We start from the raw sequence: 19,199 nt of genomic DNA on the forward strand, positions 1-19,199 counted from the left end.
ACGCCCCGTCTCTACAACCGGATAATCAATTGATTAATTTCTCCGCTAGATCTATCGCCTTCTTCAAGGCTCCCAGCTTATTGTTTACCTCTTGCAATTCACGCTCATCGTTGCTCTTAGCCACGATCCCGGCTCCCGCCTGATAGTAAAGTACGTTGCCACGGCTGACGAAGGTACGGATCGTGATCGCTTGGTTCAAATCACCATCCAGACCGATAAAGCCGATACAGCCGCCGTAAGCACCCCGGTTATGATGCTCGATGTCGGTGATCAGTTGCATGGCCCGTACTTTGGGGGCTCCGCTCAACGTGCCGGCGGGGAAGGTATCGACGTAGGTCTTTACCGGGTCGCTATCGGCGTTGATCTCGCCGCTCACACGGGATACGAGGTGGATGACGTGGCTGTAGTATTGTACCTCCTTATAGAAATCCACTTGCACGTCGTGGGCGTTCCGGCTTAGGTCGTTGCGGGCGAGGTCTACCAGCATCACGTGCTCGGCGTTCTCCTTGGGGTCGGCTAGCAGGGCCTCGGTACGTTGTTTGTCTACCTCGATATTACCGGTACGGAAAGCGGTCCCGGCGATCGGGTCGATGCTGGCGTGTCTGCCCGTTACCTTGCAATGCGTCTCGGGGGAAGAGCCGAAGATACGGAAACCTCCGAAATCGAAGTAGAACAAATAAGGAGAGGGATTGATGCTGCGAAGAGCCCGGTACACCTTGAAGTCGTCTCCCTTGAACGGTTGCTCGAAGCGACGGCTCAATACGATCTGGAAGACATCTCCCCTGAGGCAGTGCTTGATGCCTTGGCGGACCATCGCCTTGTATTCCTCGCCGGTGATCGGGGAGGTCTCGGGACCCGCTGTCTGGAAGTTATAGGAGGCGAAGTTACGGTTCTCGATCAATGTCTCGATTTCTTCCAGCCGGCTAGCCTCGTCCTCTTGGAGCATCTCCACTAGGGTCAACTCGTTCTTGAAATGATTGAAGACAAGGATATACTTATATAATATGTATAGCATATCGGGGGCGTCGTTCTCCTCGTGATGAACTTCCATGACCGGGATGTTCTCGAAATAACGGACGGCATCGAAAGCCGTGTAGCCGAATAATCCGCAGACCTTCTTGTCCGCTCCCTCCACCTTGAAGCGGCCGAGAAAAGCGTTCATCGCCTCCGGTACGTTATAGTCTTCGGTGAGCGGGGTAACCTCACGGGTCTCGTCGGGGAAGGTCGCCGTGCATTCCCCGTTGTTGATACCGATGCTCGCCAAGGGGCGGAGCGCTATAAAGGAAAGGCTATTCTCGTTTCCGTGGAAGTCCGAGCTTTCCAACAGGGCCGATTCCGGGTAGATATCCCGCACTTTCAGATAGATGCTTACGGGAGTGTGAAGGTCGCCCATCACCTTCTTGCTTATCGTTTTGAAAGAATAATTCATGATAATTTATAATTAATGTAGGTGTCCATATCTTTATCGCCACGGCCCGAGACAGTCAGTACCACCACGTCTTCCGGCTTGAAGTTTACCTTGGCCAAGGCTCCCAAGGCATGGGCGCTTTCCAAGGCCGGGATGATTCCTTCCAAACGGGTCAACTCGAAAGCAGCCTCCAACGCCTCGTCATCATCGACCGCTAGGATTTGCGCACGGTGCTCTACGGAGAGGTTCGCGTGGATCGGGCCGATGCCCGGGTAATCCAAGCCGGCGGAAACAGAATAAGGTTCCTCGATCTGTCCGTCCTCGTTCTGCATGACCAAGGTACGTGCCCCGTGGATGATGCCCTCTTTACCCAATTGGATCGTGGCGGCGCTCATGCCGGAGTGGATGCCCTTGCCGCCGGCCTCGGCCAAGACGATCTTCACCCGCTCGTCGTCCATGAAATGATAGATCGTACCGGCGGCGTTACTTCCCCCGCCTACGCAGGCGATCAGGTAATCCGGGTGATCCCTTCCTTCCTTCTCCAGCAGTTGCTTCTTGATCTCCTCGCTGATAACGGATTGCAGCCGGGCTACCATATCCGGATAAGGATGGGGGCCTACCGTAGAACCGATAATATAATACGTATCCGAAGGATGACAGCACCAGTCACGGATCGCCTCGTTCGTGGCGTCTTTCAAGGTCATGTTTCCCGAGGTCACGGGCACGACGGTAGCTCCCAGCATCTCCATCTTCTGTACGTTGGCATGTTGGCGTTCCACGTCTGTCTTCCCCATATAAACGATACATTCCATATTCATCAAGGCACATACCGTAGCCGTAGCCACTCCATGCTGTCCGGCACCCGTCTCGGCGATGATACGGGTCTTCCCCATGCGGCGGGCTAGGAGGATCTGGCCGATCGTATTGTTGATCTTATGTGCTCCGGTATGGTTCAAGTCTTCCCGTTTCAAATAGATCTTGCATCCGTATTTCTCGCTCAACCGTTTGGCCAAGTAAAGAGGGGAGGGGCGGCCTACATAATCACGCAATAACTGATCGAACTCTTCCTTGAAGCTATCGCTCTCCAACACTTGCAGATAGGTATTCTGTAAATTTTCCACGCATTGATGAAGGATCTCGGGAACATAGGCCCCGCCGAACTCACCATAGTAACCATTCTTGTCAACTTGATACGTTTTCATCTTTTATCTATTTTAGTTATTTTCCTTTTGAATTTGCCATAAAAAGAAAAGAGGCCTGCCGCAAGTGCGACAGACCTCTTTATATCTTTATGTAGTGTTTATATATACATACGAGTCTTCGTTCCTTACGACCTTTTGAGTTGTACGGAGCGCCACCACCAATATGTATTTACTACGAATGTTCTCATGACTCTGTTTTGTTATTACGGCAGCAAATATATGGAATCTTTGACAAACAGCAAATAAAATCGTGTTTTTTTTATGAATGAGATAAAAAAGATCAGAAGGTCTATTAAAACTGCTCTATTGACAAATTGTAATTTATTGAGCCTTGTATAGACGTGTATTGGCGTTTTTGGCATTTGTTTTTATTATTTCGAAGAATAATTTGCTTTCAAAATAATAGTTTCTACCTTTGCGGAAACAATAAAAAACGATTAATATTTCTAATATGGATACTAAATTAACTGGAAAAACTCGCATAGAGAGCGATTTGATCGGCGCTCGTGAAATCCCCGCCGAAGCATTATACGGAGTTCAAACCTTGAGAGGAATCGAGAATTTCTCAATCAGTAAATTCCGTTTGAGTGAATATCCTTTATTCATTAAAGGATTAGCTATAACAAAAATGGCGGCTGCCATGGCTAACTTTGAACTAGGCTTGCTTACCGTAGAGCAAAAGGACGCTATCATCGCCGCTTGCGGGGAGATTATCGATGGCAAGCATCACGACCAGTTCCCGGTGGATATGATCCAAGGCGGAGCGGGTACCACTACGAATATGAACGCGAATGAGGTGATCGCCAACCGTGCCTTGGAGCTGATGGGGCATGAGCGAGGTGAATACCAATACTGCTCACCGAACGACCATGTGAACTGCTCGCAATCCACGAACGACGCATATCCGACCGCTATCCATATCGGTATGTATTTTAAGCATCTTCAATTGCTTCCCCATTTGGAGGAATTGATCGCCTCTTTCCGTAAGAAAGGGGAGGAGTTCTCGCGGATTATCAAGATGGGACGTACGCAGTTGGAGGATGCCGTACCTATGACGTTGGGGCAGACCTTTAATGGCTTCGCCAGCATCTTGCAGGATGAGATCGCTCACTTGAATGAGGCCGCCGCCGATTTCTTGGTGGTTAATATGGGAGCTACCGCTATCGGTACGGGTATTTGTGCCGAGCCGGGATACGCGGAGAAATGTATCGCGGCTTTACGTGAGATAACCGGATGGGATATCCGTCTCTCCTCCGATTTGGTAGGAGCTACCTCGGATACTTCTTGCTTGGTAGGCTATGCTTCCGCCATGAAGCGGGTTTGCGTGAAGATGAATAAGATATGTAATGACCTTCGCTTGTTGGCAAGCGGTCCTCGTTGCGGTTTGGGTGAGTTTAACTTGCCTGCTATGCAGCCGGGTTCTTCTATCATGCCGGGTAAGGTGAACCCTGTGATCCCGGAGGTGATGAACCAAATCGCTTATAAGGTAATGGGTAATGAATTATGTGTGACCATGGCCGGGGAAGCCGCCCAGATGGAGCTGAACGCCATGGAGCCGGTGATGGCACAATGCTGCTTCGAGTCCGTGGATTTGCTGATCAATGGTTTCGATACCTTGCGTACCCGTTGCGTGGACGGTATTATCGCTAACGAGGATCGTTGCCGTGAGGAGGTACATCATAGCATCGGCGTGGTGACGGCCTTGAATCCGGTAATCGGCTATAAGAACTCGACCAAGATCGCGAAGGAGGCGTTGGAGACCGGCGTTAGCGTTTATCAATTGGTACTGGATCATGGTATCTTGACCAAGGAGGAATTGGATACGATCTTAAGCCCGGAGAATATGATCAAGCCGGTGAAGTTGGATATCAAGCCTCGCCGTTAATCGAGTCCTATTATATAATGTATACCATTTGTGGACCGTATAGGTGGATTTTTCCATCCTATGCGGTCTTTTTTTAGATTATAATCTCTATCTTTGGACTGACTTAATTCTAATAATCATGATAAATAGACGAGATTTTTTAAAGAATGCGTCCCTTTTCACCTTGGGTGGCCTGATGGCCGGAAAGGTCGGGAGCGCAGATGCGGCTAAACCTGTCACTTCTGAAACGATGGCCGCTAAGACAGTTGGTTTACAAATCTATTCTTTAGGCAAGGAACTTTATGCGGATGTACCCGGTGGATTGAAAAAGATCAAGCAAATGGGGTACACGAATCTGGAATTGGCCGGTTACAAGGAAGGCAAGATCGGCGGTGTAGACATGATGGAATTCAAGAAGATGGTGGATGATGCCGGATTGAAGATCACCAGTTCCCACGTGAATCCTCCGGTACGTGAGTACACGAAGGCCAATCGCTCCCAGATCTCCGAGTATTGGAAGAAGACGGCTGATGACCATGCCAAACTAGGCGTGAAGTACTTGATCCAGCCCGGGCAACCGAGTACCCGTAGCACCGAGGAAACCGCTTTCGTCTGCGAGATTTTTAACGAGGCGGGTAAGATCGTGAAAGCGGCCGGTATTCCTTTCGGCTATCACAACCATGAGATGGAGTTCGCCAAGGTAAATCCGGGTAGTACGGAGGCCAAGCTGGGAAGGCGTGTGAAAGGAGATTGCATCTATGAGTTGTTCTTGAAGAATACTGATCCTTCGCTTGTATTTTTCGAGATGGATGTTTATTGGGCCGTGATGGGACAACAAGATCCGATAGAGTGGTTGAAGAAATATCCGAACCGTATTAAGGTATTGCACATCAAGGACCGTGCTATTCTAGGCGAGTCCGGGATGATGAATTTCGAGAATATATTCCGGCAAGCTTACGCGAATGGAATCAAGGATTATTTCGTGGAGTTGGAGGGTATGCCTGACGGACGTTCCCAGTTTGAGGGCGTGAAAGGCTGCGTGGATTATTTATTGAAAGCACCGTTCGTGAAATAAGTCTTTTGACTCATTAAAAAAACGCTCATGGCGGTAGGATGCTTCCTCCGTTATGAGCGTGTTTGTTCGTAAAGCAGCCATACCAATAAAGGGATATAGTCCTTTAATTTCGTCCGTAATATCTTGAGCGCTTGAGAGATGCGGTATGCGATTGTTTTTGGGGATACGCCTGTCCGCTCGGCGATCTCGTTGTAGGTCATTTCCTCGAAACGGTTCATCTCGAATGCCTTACGGTATTCATCCGGGAGCTCCCGGATGGCCTTGGAGGCCAAGGCCATCAGTTCTCCTATATAAAAATCAGGATTCTCGAATTGCTCTTGGAACTTGGCGTACAGTCTCTCGTGCACTTGTTGCTTAACCTGTATGTGGCTGATCGTATTGAGGCATTTATTGCGGACAATCGTGAAGAGGAGTGATTTCAGAGACATGTCCGCTACTAGGGATTTTCGGTTTTCCCACAGCCACATCATCACGTCTTGTACGATCTCCTCCGATTCTGGTACTGTTACATATTGGGAGGCGAAGGCGCACAATCCCCGGTAATATTGTTTGTACACGGTGTCGAACGCTTGTTCGTCTCCTGCGATAAGTTCTAGTGAAATTCGTTCTGCGTTCTCGTCCACAATAGTGTTTAAGTTTGTTTGGTTGCAAACTTAATGAATAATTCCGGATAAGAGGCATGAATCCCGCTACTTTTTCTTTCCTTGGTTGGCTACGGCTTCCATGAGTTTCTTGATTTCCTCCGGGTCGCCAAGGAAATAATCATTCACGAGTTTTAAGTCATCATCGAACTCGAACACGTATGGAACGGCTGTTGGGAGATTCAGATGAACGATCTCTTCATCGGAGATGTTTTTTAAATATTTGATGATTCCCCGCAAGCTGTTTCCGTGAGCGGCGACAAGGATCTGGTCGGCGGTCCGGAGCGTCGGGAAGATAACCTCTTTCCAATAAGGGAGAATCCGCTCAACCGTATCTTTCAAGGATTCCGTACGGGGCAACTCTTTATCCGGCACGTCTTTGTAGCGGATATCGAAGCGAGGGTTACGAGGGTCGTCTTCCGATAGGGGAAGCGGGGCTATATCGTAACTGCGACGCCAGATCAAGACCTGCTCGTCTCCATACTTTTGGGCGGTCTCGCTCTTGTTCAACCCTTGTAGCGATCCGTAATGTTTCTCGTTCAGCCTCCAGCTCTTCTCCACCGGGATCCAGTCTTGGTCCATGCGATCCAATACACAATTCAAGGTTTTGACGGCCCGTTTTAAATAAGAGGTATAGGCTTTATTGAACACATATCCTTTTTCTTTCAATAGGTTGCCGGCCCTATAAGCTTCGGCCACGCCTTTTTCTGTCAAATCCACATCGGTCCAACCGGTGAACCGGTTCTCTTTATTCCATATACTTTCGCCGTGGCGAAGCAATACGATACTTTTCATAGGTCTTTTTATTTTTATGATTTGTTTTTTTCGAAATCCTCGATGACTTCTTTTAATATAGGTAGATGACTATGTTGTACATCCTTCGCTGCCGTGAGGAAAGTGACAACCGGATGCTTCTCGATCTCTCGTAAGAAAGGAATGAAATCCGGGTTCTGCTTGATCTCCATCCCGTAGCGACCTTGGAATACTTCCCAATGCCTGTCTTTATCCTCGTGGAACCATTGGCGTAACTCCTTGGATGGAGTGATGTCTTTTCTCCATTCGTCAAACTTCGCATCCTCTTTCTTCAGTCCTCTGGGCCATAGCCTGTCGAGAAGAATGCGATAACCATCCGCCTCACTTGGCTCCTCATAAATCCGTTTTAAAAGAATCTTTACCATTAGAAGTCTCATTTTGTGGTAAAACAGTAGAAAGAGGGATATTGTTGAGCCTTTCTTTAGGAACGGTATTTTTGCCATTATTCAATTTTCTTGAAAAAAATCGTTTTTTTGTTTAGTACATCTTTTGTCTCAACTGTATTAATTATAGAAACAAGAAAAAATGGAAATAAACGAAGACATATTGATCCGATACATCAATGGGATGTTGACCGAGGAGGAAGCTGCGGAGGTGAAAAACTGGCGGGCCGCCTCTCTAGAAAACGAGAAACTGTTGGAGCAGGTCTATTTTACAGCTCAAGTGGCAAGTCGCCTAAAAGTCATGCGGACCGTGAACCCGGACGAGGCGTTGTCTCGTTTTAAATCAAGAATCCATAAGAAAGAGAAAAGATTAGCTTTAAGACAAGTGTTAGGTGTTATTCAACGGGCTGCGGCCGTGTTATTCATTCCAGTCTTTCTTTTATCCGCTTATTTGTTCATACAGCAGGGTCAAGGGAACGTGCGTACGCTAGCCGTACGCACGAATCCTGGGGTGGTTTCGGCATTCGATTTACCTGACGGTTCTAAGGTTTGGCTGAATGCCAATAGCGAATTGAGATATCTTTCGGACTTCAATGCGGATACCCGTACGGTGGAATTAACCGGACAAGGATATTTCGAGGTGACGAAGAATGCTCATAAGCCTTTTATTGTGAAAGCGGATAAAGATTACTCGGTAGAGGTGTTGGGTACTTCTTTCAATGTATCCGCTTACAAAGACGAGAGTATGATAGAGACCACCTTGGTAGAGGGATCGGTAAAGCTGAACGTCGTGTCCGGAGGAAAGCGAATGACACAGATGTTGAAGCCAAACGAGAAAGCCGAGTATCAAAAGGGCGCTGGCAAGATCAAGGTGTTCGACGTGAATACCGAATATGACACGGCTTGGAAGAACGGGGAGATTATCTTCAGGAACCATCCGATGGATAAAGTATTGAAAACGCTGGAACGTCATTATCACGTAGTATTCGAGGTAAAAGATAACGAGATACTGAAGTCCATAATAACAGCCCGTTTCAAGGACGAGCAATTGCCTCAAGTATTGGAATACCTGAAATTGGCGTCGGGAATCCAGTATGCGATACATAAACCTACCGTTAAGGACAGTGGATCGGGAACCTCAGTCGTGGAAATATCAAAATGAGAAATAATGTGTAACCTTCTAAAATACGTCTGCCATGAAGAAAGAATAAACAAGGATTAAAAACATACGGAAGAATATTGGCGTATTCTCCCGTACGAAAAGTCAAGAAGAGCTGTTGGCGCAGCTACAAATAACTTTATTATAAATAGTAACACTACAAAAATATGAATAAAATTGTAACCTTAAATGCTTTAAGGGGGAATAGTTATTCTCTTTTTCGAAAAATTCCGTTAATGATCAACATGGGGGTATGCGCATTCTGTTTGGTACCGGCCATGGTTTTCGCAGAGAACACGCATGAAGTCACAGTCTTAAACGCTCAACAACAGACACGAAAAGCAGTCGGTGTCGTTACGGACAAAACGGGCGAGGCTATTATCGGTGCTAACGTAATTGTCAAAGGAACTACCAACGGTACCATCACGGATATGGATGGCCGTTTCGAGTTGGATGTTCCTAACAATGCGACTTTACAAGTTTCCTATATCGGCTTTAATACGCAAGAGATCGTCTTTACCGGACAACCTTCTATCGAGGTTCAATTGGTCGATGATACGCAAGCCTTGGATGAAGTCGTGGTAACCGCTTTGGGTATCAAGCGTGAGAAAAAGGCTTTGGGATATTCTATGTCTGAATTGAAAGGTGAGTCCCTGACGCAAACCCGTGATGCTAACGTGGCCAACGCTTTGGCTGGTAAGGTAGCTGGTTTGCAGATCAAGCAAAATGGTACCGGTGTCGGTGGTTCCTCTCGTATCGTGATTCGTGGTAATAACTCTATTACTGGTAATAACCAGCCGTTGATTGTTGTGGACGGTGTACCTATCGATAACTTTAGCGGTGGTACGGATGACTATTGGGGTAACGGTAACGTGGATAAAGGTTCCGGTATCTCTGATATCTCCCCAGATGATATCGAGAGTATGTCCGTATTGAAAGGCCCGGCAGCCGCGGCGTTGTATGGTAGCCGTGCAGGTAACGGTGTCGTGATGATCACGACTAAGAAAGGTAGCCAGAATAAAGGTTGGGGCGTAAGTATCAATTCGAATTTCACGGCTGAGAACCCGATGCAAACTCCGAAGTTCCAAGATGTATACGGACAAGGTATCGACGGCGCTTTCGATAATAATAAAGCGACGAGTTGGGGTGCCGTTATGGATGGTTCTCCTAAGGATATGGCGATGGGATCTCATCCCTATGCGGCTAGAGATAATAATCTGTACAAGGACTTTTTGCGCACTGGTACCACTTGGACGAATAGCGTGGATTTGAGTAAGAGCTCCGAGGATATCACTTTCCGTGCCGGTGTGACACGCTTGGATAATAAGGGGGTTGTCCCGAATAGCGGAATGGATCGTACGTCTATTAATTTGCGTTCTACGGCTAAGCTGTCTAAATGGTTATCGGCTGACGTGAAGGTCAATTATGTAAGCCAGCATACGAACAACCGTGTGAAATTAGCGGGCGACCCGGATAATATCTTCCTTAACTATTTAAGTATGCCTCGAAGTGTGGGCTTCTCTGACTATGACGCCTATAAAGATAATGATTGGAAACGTGCGGACGGAAAGCCCGCTGGTTATCTGATCGACACAGGAGCCAACGCCAATAACCCGTATTGGTCCGCTTACCGCAATACGAACAAGGATAAGAAAGACCGTTTTATCGGATTCGCGGCCTTGGATTTCACGTTTACGGATTGGTTGAGCTTGAAGCTTCGCTCTGGTATGGATAATTACACCATCCAGTATGAGACGATTCGTGCGACAGGTAACCCGTATTGGGAGAACAACGGTAGCATGACTGCCAATATGGAGAAATTCACCGAGATCAACTCCGATTTCTTATTGACTGCTAAAGGCAACTGGGATCGATTCGGTATCGTAGGTACGGTAGGTGGTAATATGATGTACCGTAATTCTACATGGTACAAGGAATCATCCGGTGAGTTTGTGATTCCCGATTTCCATGCGATCGCCAACGGTAAGACACATGGTGGTGAGTATACTCGCAACCGTAAACAAATCAACTCGCTATATGCTACGGCATCATTGTCTTGGGACGACTATTTGTATTTGGACTTAACCGCTCGTAATGACTGGTCTTCAACACTTCCGAAAGACAATGACTCTTATTTCTACCCATCGGTAGGTGTTAGCTGGATTTTCACCCAAATGTTGAATAAGATGGGGCATAACACGGGTATTCTTTCTTTCGGTAAGATCCGTGCGTCTTGGGCTCAGGTAGGTAATGATACGGACGCTTATATGCTGCGTGACTATTATAATATCAGTTATGATATTAAAGGGGGTATTTTTAATGCCAGCAACGAGGATTGGATGGCAAATCCAAATTTAAAGAATGAGACGATCAACTCTTGGGAGTTAGGCCTTGAGTTGAAGGCGTTTGAGAATAGGGTTGGTGTCGACGTAGCGTATTATAAAAAGAACGCCAAAGACCAGATCTTAAAGATCGATGTTCCTTCCGCTACAGGGTTCAAGAAAAAGATGATCAACGCCGGTAATATTGAGAATAAGGGTGTAGAGGTTGCGTTTAACGCTACTCCTTATATCTCCGAGAGTGGTTTCCAATGGGATACTCAGTTGAACTGGTCAAAGAATATCAACAAGGTAATTTCATTGACAGATGATACGAAAGAGCAGATCCTTAGTGACGCATCAGTAAGTTTCTTGAAGATCGTCGCTCACGAGGGTGGAGCCTATGGAGATATTTACGGTTACGCTTATCAACGGGATGATAACGGCAACATTATTATCGGTGCTGATGGTGTTCCTTTGAGAACGGACGATATGGTATTGTTGGGTAACAACCAGCCGAAATGGATGATGGGTTGGAGCAATACCTTGTCATATAAGAATTTCGTGTTGAACTTCATGTTCGATATGCGTTATGGCGGTGATGTGTATATGGGATCTATCCGTGCGGGTGCTTCATCCGGTAATTTAGAGATGACGTTGGATGGTCGTGATGGTATGGTTGTTCCGGGGGTATTGGCCGATGGTACTCCCAATACGAAAAGCATTACGGCTCAAGCTTATTGGAATGGTCTTTCTAGCAATAACGTGACAGAGGCTTATATGTACGATGCGACAAACATCCGTTTACGTGAGTTGAGTTTGGGTTATAATTTCCCGAGAACGATGTTGGCGAAAACTCCATTTACTTCCGCTCGCTTGAGTTTCGTGGCTCGTAACTTGTTCATGATTTATAGTAAGACAAAGGGATTCGACCCGGAGGCTGCTTATACATCTGGTAACGCTCAAGGTATCGAGTACGGTTCTATGCCTACTATGAGAAGCTTAGGTTTCAATATTAATCTGGCATTTTAATGAAACATAAATCTAAAAATGGAATTATTATGAAAAGTAGTATAAAGATATTAGCAGCTTGTTCGTTTATGATGCTGGGTGTGACTAGTTGCGACCTGACAGGTATAAATGAGAACCCGGATAAGCCGACAGATGATGTAAATTACAATATGAACGAACCTCGATTGGCCTCTACGCTACGTGGTGGGATGATTATCGATGGTGATGTGGAACAACGCTTGAAGCCTTTGCAAATTGATTTCTACTCTCAAATGTTGATCGATGGCGGTGGCTGGGCAACTAAGAATTATATCCAAAATGACGAGTGGAACAATTTAACATGGCAAGCGTATCTGACACAGATTTCCTCTATCAATATCGTGATCCGTAGTTTGATGGAAAAAGATAAGGACTTATATGCTAATACGATCGCTTTCGCTCGTATCTGGCGTGTGTATATCCATAGCCAGGCTGCGGATAAGTTTGGTCCGATGCCTTTCCCGGCCTATGCTACCGTAGAAGATAATCCTCCTTATAAATCGGTGAAGGATATCTATTATGAATATTTCACGGAATTGGATGAGGCGTTGAATAGCTTCAGCGATAGCGCTGAGCCTATATTCTCGGATGCAGGTATCGACTTGGTCTATAAGAATGACGTTTCTCTTTGGAAAAAATTTGGAAACTCCTTGCGTCTTCGTTTCGCTGTTCGTCTATCTGAGGTGGATCGAGAGAAATGTGTCGCTGAGGCAAATGCCGCTTTGACATCCCCTTGTGGCTTGATCTCAAGTAAGGCCGATAACGCTTATATGCCTCCAAAAGCGGATGGTTCTTGGGGACAAGACTATAACTATACGATGTTCCAGATTACTTGGAGCGGTCCGATCTGTATGTCCAAGTCATTTGAGAAATTAGTGACTAATATCGGTAATATCGATTGGCCTGCCGGCGTGGTAAACCAGACATCCGGAGTTGCGGTATCGAATGTACATCCCGCTAAGGTAGACCCTCGTGCCCCGAAGATGTTCCAGCCGGGTATTGAGAATGGTGATTGGAAGGGTTTGGTATACGGTGCGAAAGCCGAGGAGGCGAATACTGGTATTTATCAGTCTAAGCAATGTGCAGAGATGGGCTTTATTATTAAGGATGGTGCTCCGTATAAATCTCGTCCTTATGACATGTTCCTTTCTGAGGAAGTTGATTTCTTGAAAGCTGAGTTGTTCGCCCGTAATTTGGTCGCCGGTGATGCTAAAGCTGCTTACGAGGCAGGTGTACGTGCTTCCTTCGAGACTTGGGGTGTATCGGGTGATGTTGAGGAGTATTTGGCTTCCACGGAAAAGAATGAGGCTGGTACCAGTGCGAAATATGACGATCAACAAGGCGCGGGCAATACGGCTTTAGAAAAGATCATCACGCAGAAATATATCGCCGGACTTCCAGATTTGGCGCAGGAAGCTTGGAATGACAAGCGTCGTTTGAACTTGCCTCGTTTGGATGTGGCTGTTTATCGAGATCAAGCTGTATACAATAATAGTGATACAAATATCTTGAATCCTCAAAATTTCATCAAACGTATGAAATACCCGATGAAAGAGCAATTGGTAAATGCTGCTGAATATGAGAAAGGCAAATCCATGTTAGGTGGGAAAGGTGATGTGGTTTCGACCCCGATTTGGTGGGATAAGAATTCCAACTATTGCACATCTTCTAAATAAACAGACAGACAGATTGATTATATTGGGCTTTAACAGAAGTTGATGGTTATTCTCGTTTGGAGATACTTATCTGCGAAGAACAGTACTCCAAACGAGAATTTTTTGTAATAATTGAATAGTATTAGATAATAATTCTTACATTTACCCATGATAAATTGTGTGTGTAAATTATGAAATTATATATTTATATCTTCATTCTACTATTATTATGTATATTCCCGCTGGACGCCCAACAGGAACGTTCGGAATCCTATATTCGTATCTCCGCTCCGGTTAGCTTGGCAGGCGCTTTGGATGAGATCGAGAGCCAAACCAATTATTCTTTTATTTATGACGCTCAGGTGATCAATTTATCGGAGAAAGTGCGTAAACCTTTATCCGGGCGTTCGGTTTTCGAGATCTTAAATTTATTGTTTAAGAACACGGAGATCGTCTATACGGTCATGAATGACCAGATCATCTTGAATAAGAAAGAGGCGATAATCCAAATGCAACAAAAGCTGGATGGTAAGGTAAAAGGTATCGTGACCGACCACAAAGGAGAGCCTATTGCTTGCGTGAATGTGGTGGAGAAAGGAACGAGAAACGGTACGATTACGGATATGGATGGCAGCTTTGTCTTGGAGCTTCCCGAGGAGGCTACTTTGGTTTTTTCTTATATCGGTTATCGTTCACGGGAAATTGAGTATGAGGGGCAATTGTCATTGAATGTGCAGTTGGAGGATGACGCCCAGATTTTGGACGAGGTAGTCGTTACGGCTCTTGGTATCGAGAAGAAAGAATCTTCCTTGCCTTATGCCACCCAGTTAATCACAGGTGGGGAATTGGTAAGGGCCAAGGATTTTAATTTTATGAGTACGCTTTCCGGAAAGATGGCCGGACTCCAGATTAACCGGACTTCCGCCGGTCTGGGTAGCTCGTCCCGGGTGATTATTCGAGGTAGTCGTTCCGCGTCCGGAAATAACCAGCCTTTGTATGTGATAGACGGTGTCCCGATCTTGAGCATTAGCAGTGAGCAAGCCTTGACAACGATCGGAGGTACGGCCGATGCCGGCAACCGGGATGCGGGAGATGGTATCTCTAATCTAAATCCCGATGATATAGAGAGTTTGAGTGTCTTGAAAGGGGCTTCGGCCTCTGCGTTGTATGGGGGACAAGCGGCGAACGGTGTGATCTTGATCAAAACGAAAAAAGGTAAGGCCGGGGTACGGAATATTCATTTCTCCTCGTCGCTGACTGTCGATCAAGCGATCAGTCTCCCCAAGTTTCAGAATGAGTTTGGACGGATGGAAGGGGCGGAAACTTGTTGGGGAGACTGGGCTTCTCTTCCGGTCTATGACCCTGTCGGCGATTTCTTCCAGACGGGTATTACCGCTATTAACTCATTGATATTTACGGCAGGGAATAGCCATGTGCAAAATTATTTCTCGTATGCCAATACGACCGCACGGGGTATCGTTCCTAAGAATAATTTAAGCAAGCATAATTTTAATCTCCGTGAAAGTTCTTCTTTCTTTGATGATCGTTTGATCTTGGAGGGGCAGGTAAACTTGATACTCCAAACAATCAAAGGAAAACCTACGGCCGGGGGATTTTATATGAACCCGTTACAAGGTTTATACACGTTTCCTAGAGGGATGGATATGGCGCCTTATAAGGAGAACTTTGAGGTATATAACGAGAAACGGAATATGAACGTCCAGAACTGGTATACTACGATTACTGATTTTGAGCAAAATCCTTATTGGTTGGTCAACCGTACGGAAAACGAGGACAAACGTGCCCGTGTGTTGGCGTTGGCTTCCGCTAGTTTCAAGGTAACAGATTGGCTTACGTTACAGGGCCGTGGAAATATCGATTATGTGAATGATAAGTATCAGCAGGAAATATACGCTTCTACCTCTCCGGGTATCGCCGGTGAGAACGGGCGTTACATTTATTACACCTACCAGACTACGTTGCTCTATGGGGACTTGATGGCCAAATTGAATAAAAGCTGGGATGATTTCTCCTTGAACGCCGCTATCGGTACGAGCATAACGGACACACGCACCAGTGCGTTGAGGCTGGATTCGAAAACGGCTTCCTTGTATTATCCGAATGTCTTTACGATCGCTAATATTAACATGTCGTCCAGTGCCTACATTGAGGAGTCGGATGACGCGCGCCGGCAAATGCAATCCTTTTTTGCTATGGCGCAGTTGGGATATAAGGAAAGCCTTTACTTAGATGTGACCGCACGTAATGACTGGTCATCTACCCTTGCGTTTACGGAACGTAAATCAAGAGGTTTTTTCTATCCTTCAGTCGGTCTTTCTTGGATTATCCCTAAATCCTTCTCGATGCCATCCTTGATATCTTTTGGGAAAGTACGGGCTTCTTGGAGTAAGGTGGGTAATGATATACCCTTATTCGTTAGCAATACGGTAGGCCATATCGCCGCGGGCGGGATTCCCCAGCCGAATGATACGGCTCCGTTCGGTACCTTGAAGCCGGAGATGAGCAGCTCTTTTGAGATAGGTACCGAATGGAAATTCTTTGATTATCGTATGGACGTGGATCTTACGTTCTATAAGACCAATACGAAAAATCAACTCTTCTCTTTGCCTTCTTCCGCTGGAGCCGCATACAAGTATTATTTTGTGAATGCGGGAAATATACAGAATATGGGAGTGGAATTGACGCTTGGTGCGGTTCCTATCTTAACGAATCAGTTTAAATGGAATACGACACTCAACTTTTCCCGGAATAAAAATGAAGTAAAGAAACTACATGATGATTTGGCTAGCTTTATTCAAGGAGATGAAGGATTCTCCTCTAGCTATACGATGCGTTTGGTGGAAGGTGGCTCGTTTGGTGATATCTATGGGAAAGCTTTTGAGCGGGATAAATATGGCGCGATCGTGTATGGTCGGGACGGCTTGCCCCAAGAGATCGGCAGCGGGAATACGGCTAAGGTGGGGAATTGCAATCCGGCGTTCTTATTGGGTTGGGGAAATAGTTTCACGTATAAGGATTTCTCGTTCTATTTCTTGATTGACGGGCATTTTGGGGGAGATGTACTGGCCCAGACTCAGGCTGTGCTTGACCAAACGGGAGTGAGTAAGGTTTCCGGAGAGACCCGTACGATGGGGTATGTGGATTTGGAAGGGCATCATATTTATAACATAAAAGGATTTTATGAGCAGGTGGGAGGACGAAACGGTGTGACTGAATATTATATGTACGATGCTACCAATATCCGTTTGCGGGAGTTATCTTTGGGATATACGCTACCGAAGAGATTGTTGGGAAGGAAACAATTTGTTAAAAAGGCGGAACTGTCTTTTGTCGCCCGGAATCTGTTCTTTATTTATAAAAAGGCTCCATTTGATCCGGATGCCGTCCTTTCGGCGAGCAATAGCAATCAAGGGATCGATATATTCGGGATACCGACTACGAGAAGTGTCGGCTTTAATGTGAAACTTTCATTCTAAGCGTATGAAGACGAGATTTCTGAATAAGATGGCAGGTCTGTTGGCCGTATTACTCCTTTTTTCCTGTACGGGTAAATTCGAGGAGTATAATACCGATAATACGGGTTTTACCGATGAGCAGAAAACGTATGATTATAATACGTTCGGTGTCTGGCTAAAGGTAGTCCAGATGGGGATTTATTTTAATTATGATTGGGGGAGTGGCAAGAACTGGCATTTCCAGACGATGCAAAATCTGAACGCGGATATGTTTTCCGGTTATATGCATGATTTTAAACCCTTCAACGCCGGATTGGGAAATACGGTCTATAATTTGCAGGATGGCTGGAATGGCACGATGTGGGATAATACGTATGGATATATCATGACGGAGATAAAGCAGACGGAAGATCATTCCCGTGATAAATATCCGGCTTTCTATGCGATCGCTAAAATACTGAAAGTAGAGGTCATGCATCGGATCTCGGATTATTATGGCCCGATCGTGTATACGAAGTTCGGGGAGTCGGATGCCGGGGTAATGCCGGATTCCCAGAAAGACGCTTATTATGCTTTTTTCCGGGATTTGGGGGAGGCTATTCACCTGCTGTCTGAATATGATGGAGAGGAAACCTTTTCTCGTTTCGATATGATTATGCCGGCGAATTACAGGACGTTTGGGGAATGGATGCGTTTCGCCAACTCATTACGTTTGCGCTTGGCGATTCGTATCGCTATGGCCGACCCTGATAAGGCGAGGGATGAGGCGCATAAGTCGCTGACACATCCAGCCGGTTTGTTGGAGGAGGCTTATGAGGTCGTCGCAGTTTCTACCGCCGGAACCGGCTACTCGAATCCGCTAGGGGAGATCAATAAGGCGTGGGGAGAGGTTTTTATGAACGCTAATATGGAATCGATCCTTAAGGGATATAAAGACCCTCGGTTATCTCGTTATTTTGAGCCTGCTACCGGACAGGGATATTCCGGGGAGTACCGGGGAATCCGGCAAGGGACAGGATTTAATCATTCCCGCTATAGTGAGCATTCGAGAAGCACGATTACCCAGAAAACGGACGCTATCTTAATGACGCCCGCGGAAGTTTGGTTCTTACGTGCGGAGGCAGCCTTGCGGGGCTGGTCCGGGGAGGACGCCGGGACTTGCTATGAGCAAGGCGTACGATCATCGTTCAGCCAATGGAGGGTAGGAGAGGCCAATGCTTATTTGCGGAGTGATCATGTAGCCGCCGATTTCGTGGATACGTTTACTCCCGAGTATTCGGCGAAGGCGCTTTGCTTGGTGTCTCCGGCATGGGATGAAGAAGCCTCTAGGGAGACCAAGCTGGAGAAGATTATTACCCAAAAATGGATCGCTTGTTACCCCGAGGGCTGTGAGGCTTGGGCGGAGCAGAGGCGTACCGGTTATCCTCGTTTGTTCCCGGTTTTGGTGAATAAAAGCAATGGAAAGATCGATACGCGAACGATGATTCGTCGCTTGAATTTCCCGGTTAGCATTATTTCCGGTAACCCGGCTCAGTATTCCGCCTTGTGTGAGTATCTGGGAGGTCCGGATACCGGAGGTACTCGTTTATGGTGGGATACCGGAGTGAATTTTCGTGATTAACGACTAATTTTTCCTCTTCCTGCCAATATAATACCGAGATTCCCCTAAAAAATACTACCTTTGACATCGAAAATTATAAAAAAAGGGTTTTATGTCTTTAAAACGTTTTGGTGTCTCTTTGGAAGACAATCTGTTGGAATCATTGGATCAATATGTGAATGAGAATGGTTTCGCCAATCGTTCGCAGGCGATTCGTTTTCTGATAGAGAAGAATGTAGCCGAACGTAAATGGCAATGCAACCATATCGTAGCCGGGACGATCGTGATCATGTATGACCAAGTCAAGAAAGAGATCTCATTGAAAATCACGGGTATCCAACAAAATTATAAGGATGTGATTTTGTCGTCTTCCCAGTATTATATCAATCAGAATTTTTGCTTGCATATAGTGACGGTGATGGGAACGGCTCACCGCTTGACAGAATTGTCGGATAAGTTGACGACAATCAAAGGCATTAAGCATGGTAAGTTGGTGATGAGCCGGGCGGATTAATGCTTTTTTTTGCGGGCTTGGTAACACGTTTTTTGGTAAAC

General features: G+C 46.2%; 13 protein-coding genes. 8 read left to right on the top strand and 5 right to left on the bottom strand.

Annotation, left to right across the window (positions count from 1 at the left end):
* Window positions 1-25 precede the first annotated feature (25 nt).
* Both CI960_RS06900 and trpB read right to left on the bottom strand, forming a co-directional pair.
* A complete protein-coding gene (locus tag CI960_RS06900; protein WP_005857838.1) occupies window positions 26-1,429 on the bottom strand; it encodes an anthranilate synthase component I family protein in 1,404 nt (467 codons plus the stop codon).
* Entirely contained in the window at window positions 1,426-2,610 is a 1,185-nt protein-coding gene (gene trpB / locus CI960_RS06905; RefSeq protein WP_005857836.1) for a tryptophan synthase subunit beta, read from the bottom strand. The genes CI960_RS06900 and trpB overlap by 4 nt, the downstream gene beginning before the upstream one ends.
* Before the next feature lie 451 nt (window positions 2,611-3,061).
* Here trpB and CI960_RS06910 point away from each other — a divergent pair, with 451 nt between their 5' ends.
* Window positions 3,062-4,495 (top strand): aspartate ammonia-lyase, encoded by a 1,434-nt coding sequence (locus CI960_RS06910; protein WP_005857834.1) that lies wholly within the window; start codon window positions 3,062-3,064, stop codon window positions 4,493-4,495.
* Between the two features lie 118 nt (window positions 4,496-4,613).
* Window positions 4,614-5,549: a sugar phosphate isomerase/epimerase gene (locus tag CI960_RS06915; RefSeq protein WP_005857832.1), complete on the top strand. Its 936-nt coding sequence runs from the start codon at window positions 4,614-4,616 to the stop codon at window positions 5,547-5,549.
* Window positions 5,550-5,599: 50 nt separating this feature from the next.
* Here CI960_RS06915 and CI960_RS06920 read toward each other — a convergent pair whose 3' ends face one another.
* From CI960_RS06920 to CI960_RS06930, 3 genes are all read right to left on the bottom strand, one after another.
* Window positions 5,600-6,172, bottom strand: coding sequence for an RNA polymerase sigma-70 factor (locus tag CI960_RS06920; RefSeq protein ID WP_005857830.1), 573 nt, complete (start codon window positions 6,170-6,172; stop codon window positions 5,600-5,602).
* 66 nt (window positions 6,173-6,238) lie between these two features.
* Window positions 6,239-6,985, bottom strand: coding sequence for a 2,3-diphosphoglycerate-dependent phosphoglycerate mutase (gpmA, locus tag CI960_RS06925; RefSeq protein WP_005857811.1), 747 nt, complete (start codon window positions 6,983-6,985; stop codon window positions 6,239-6,241).
* 14 nt (window positions 6,986-6,999) lie between these two features.
* Window positions 7,000-7,368, bottom strand: coding sequence for a DUF488 domain-containing protein (locus CI960_RS06930; RefSeq protein ID WP_005857809.1), 369 nt, complete (start codon window positions 7,366-7,368; stop codon window positions 7,000-7,002).
* Window positions 7,369-7,528: 160 nt separating this feature from the next.
* Between CI960_RS06930 and CI960_RS06935 the strand changes: the two genes are divergently transcribed.
* The 6 genes from CI960_RS06935 (at window position 7,529) to nikR (ending at window position 19,158) form a co-directional block, all read left to right on the top strand.
* Complete coding sequence (locus CI960_RS06935) at window positions 7,529-8,548, top strand: FecR family protein (protein WP_005857807.1); 1,020 nt, start codon at window positions 7,529-7,531, stop codon at window positions 8,546-8,548.
* Between the two features lie 164 nt (window positions 8,549-8,712).
* Window positions 8,713-11,895, top strand: coding sequence for a TonB-dependent receptor (locus CI960_RS06940; RefSeq protein ID WP_005857805.1), 3,183 nt, complete (start codon window positions 8,713-8,715; stop codon window positions 11,893-11,895).
* Window positions 11,896-11,924: 29 nt separating this feature from the next.
* Entirely contained in the window at window positions 11,925-13,589 is a 1,665-nt protein-coding gene (locus CI960_RS06945) for a SusD/RagB family nutrient-binding outer membrane lipoprotein (RefSeq protein ID WP_005857803.1), read from the top strand.
* Between the two features lie 170 nt (window positions 13,590-13,759).
* Window positions 13,760-17,065 (top strand): SusC/RagA family TonB-linked outer membrane protein, encoded by a 3,306-nt coding sequence (locus CI960_RS06950; protein ID WP_005857801.1) that lies wholly within the window; start codon window positions 13,760-13,762, stop codon window positions 17,063-17,065.
* A gap of 4 nt (window positions 17,066-17,069) precedes the next feature.
* Window positions 17,070-18,665: a SusD/RagB family nutrient-binding outer membrane lipoprotein gene (locus CI960_RS06955; protein WP_005857799.1), complete on the top strand. Its 1,596-nt coding sequence runs from the start codon at window positions 17,070-17,072 to the stop codon at window positions 18,663-18,665.
* A 91-nt stretch (window positions 18,666-18,756) separates the two neighbouring features.
* Window positions 18,757-19,158 (top strand): nickel-responsive transcriptional regulator NikR, encoded by a 402-nt coding sequence (gene nikR, locus CI960_RS06960; RefSeq protein WP_005857797.1) that lies wholly within the window; start codon window positions 18,757-18,759, stop codon window positions 19,156-19,158.
* Window positions 19,159-19,199: the final 41 nt, after the last annotated feature.

It is taken from the genome of Parabacteroides sp. CT06 (assembly GCF_002257605.1).
Taxonomy (GTDB): Bacteria; Bacteroidota; Bacteroidia; order Bacteroidales; family Tannerellaceae; genus Parabacteroides; species Parabacteroides distasonis.

Excerpts from the sequence above, each read along its gene's own strand:
- CI960_RS06940 (WP_005857805.1), top strand. The coding sequence starts at position 8,713 with ATGAATAAAATTGTAACCTTAAATGCTTTAAGGGGGAATAGTTATTCT.
- CI960_RS06910 (WP_005857834.1), top strand. The coding sequence starts at position 3,062 with ATGGATACTAAATTAACTGGAAAAACTCGCATAGAGAGCGATTTGATC.
- CI960_RS06900 (WP_005857838.1), bottom strand. The coding sequence starts at position 1,429 with ATGAATTATTCTTTCAAAACGATAAGCAAGAAGGTGATGGGCGACCTT.
- gpmA (WP_005857811.1), bottom strand. The coding sequence starts at position 6,985 with ATGAAAAGTATCGTATTGCTTCGCCACGGCGAAAGTATATGGAATAAA.
- CI960_RS06945 (WP_005857803.1), top strand. The coding sequence starts at position 11,925 with ATGAAAAGTAGTATAAAGATATTAGCAGCTTGTTCGTTTATGATGCTG.
- CI960_RS06950 (WP_005857801.1), top strand. The coding sequence starts at position 13,760 with ATGAAATTATATATTTATATCTTCATTCTACTATTATTATGTATATTC.
- trpB (WP_005857836.1), bottom strand. The coding sequence starts at position 2,610 with ATGAAAACGTATCAAGTTGACAAGAATGGTTACTATGGTGAGTTCGGC.
- CI960_RS06915 (WP_005857832.1), top strand. The coding sequence starts at position 4,614 with ATGATAAATAGACGAGATTTTTTAAAGAATGCGTCCCTTTTCACCTTG.
- CI960_RS06930 (WP_005857809.1), bottom strand. The coding sequence starts at position 7,368 with ATGGTAAAGATTCTTTTAAAACGGATTTATGAGGAGCCAAGTGAGGCG.
- CI960_RS06935 (WP_005857807.1), top strand. The coding sequence starts at position 7,529 with ATGGAAATAAACGAAGACATATTGATCCGATACATCAATGGGATGTTG.
- nikR (WP_005857797.1), top strand. The coding sequence starts at position 18,757 with ATGTCTTTAAAACGTTTTGGTGTCTCTTTGGAAGACAATCTGTTGGAA.
- CI960_RS06955 (WP_005857799.1), top strand. The coding sequence starts at position 17,070 with ATGAAGACGAGATTTCTGAATAAGATGGCAGGTCTGTTGGCCGTATTA.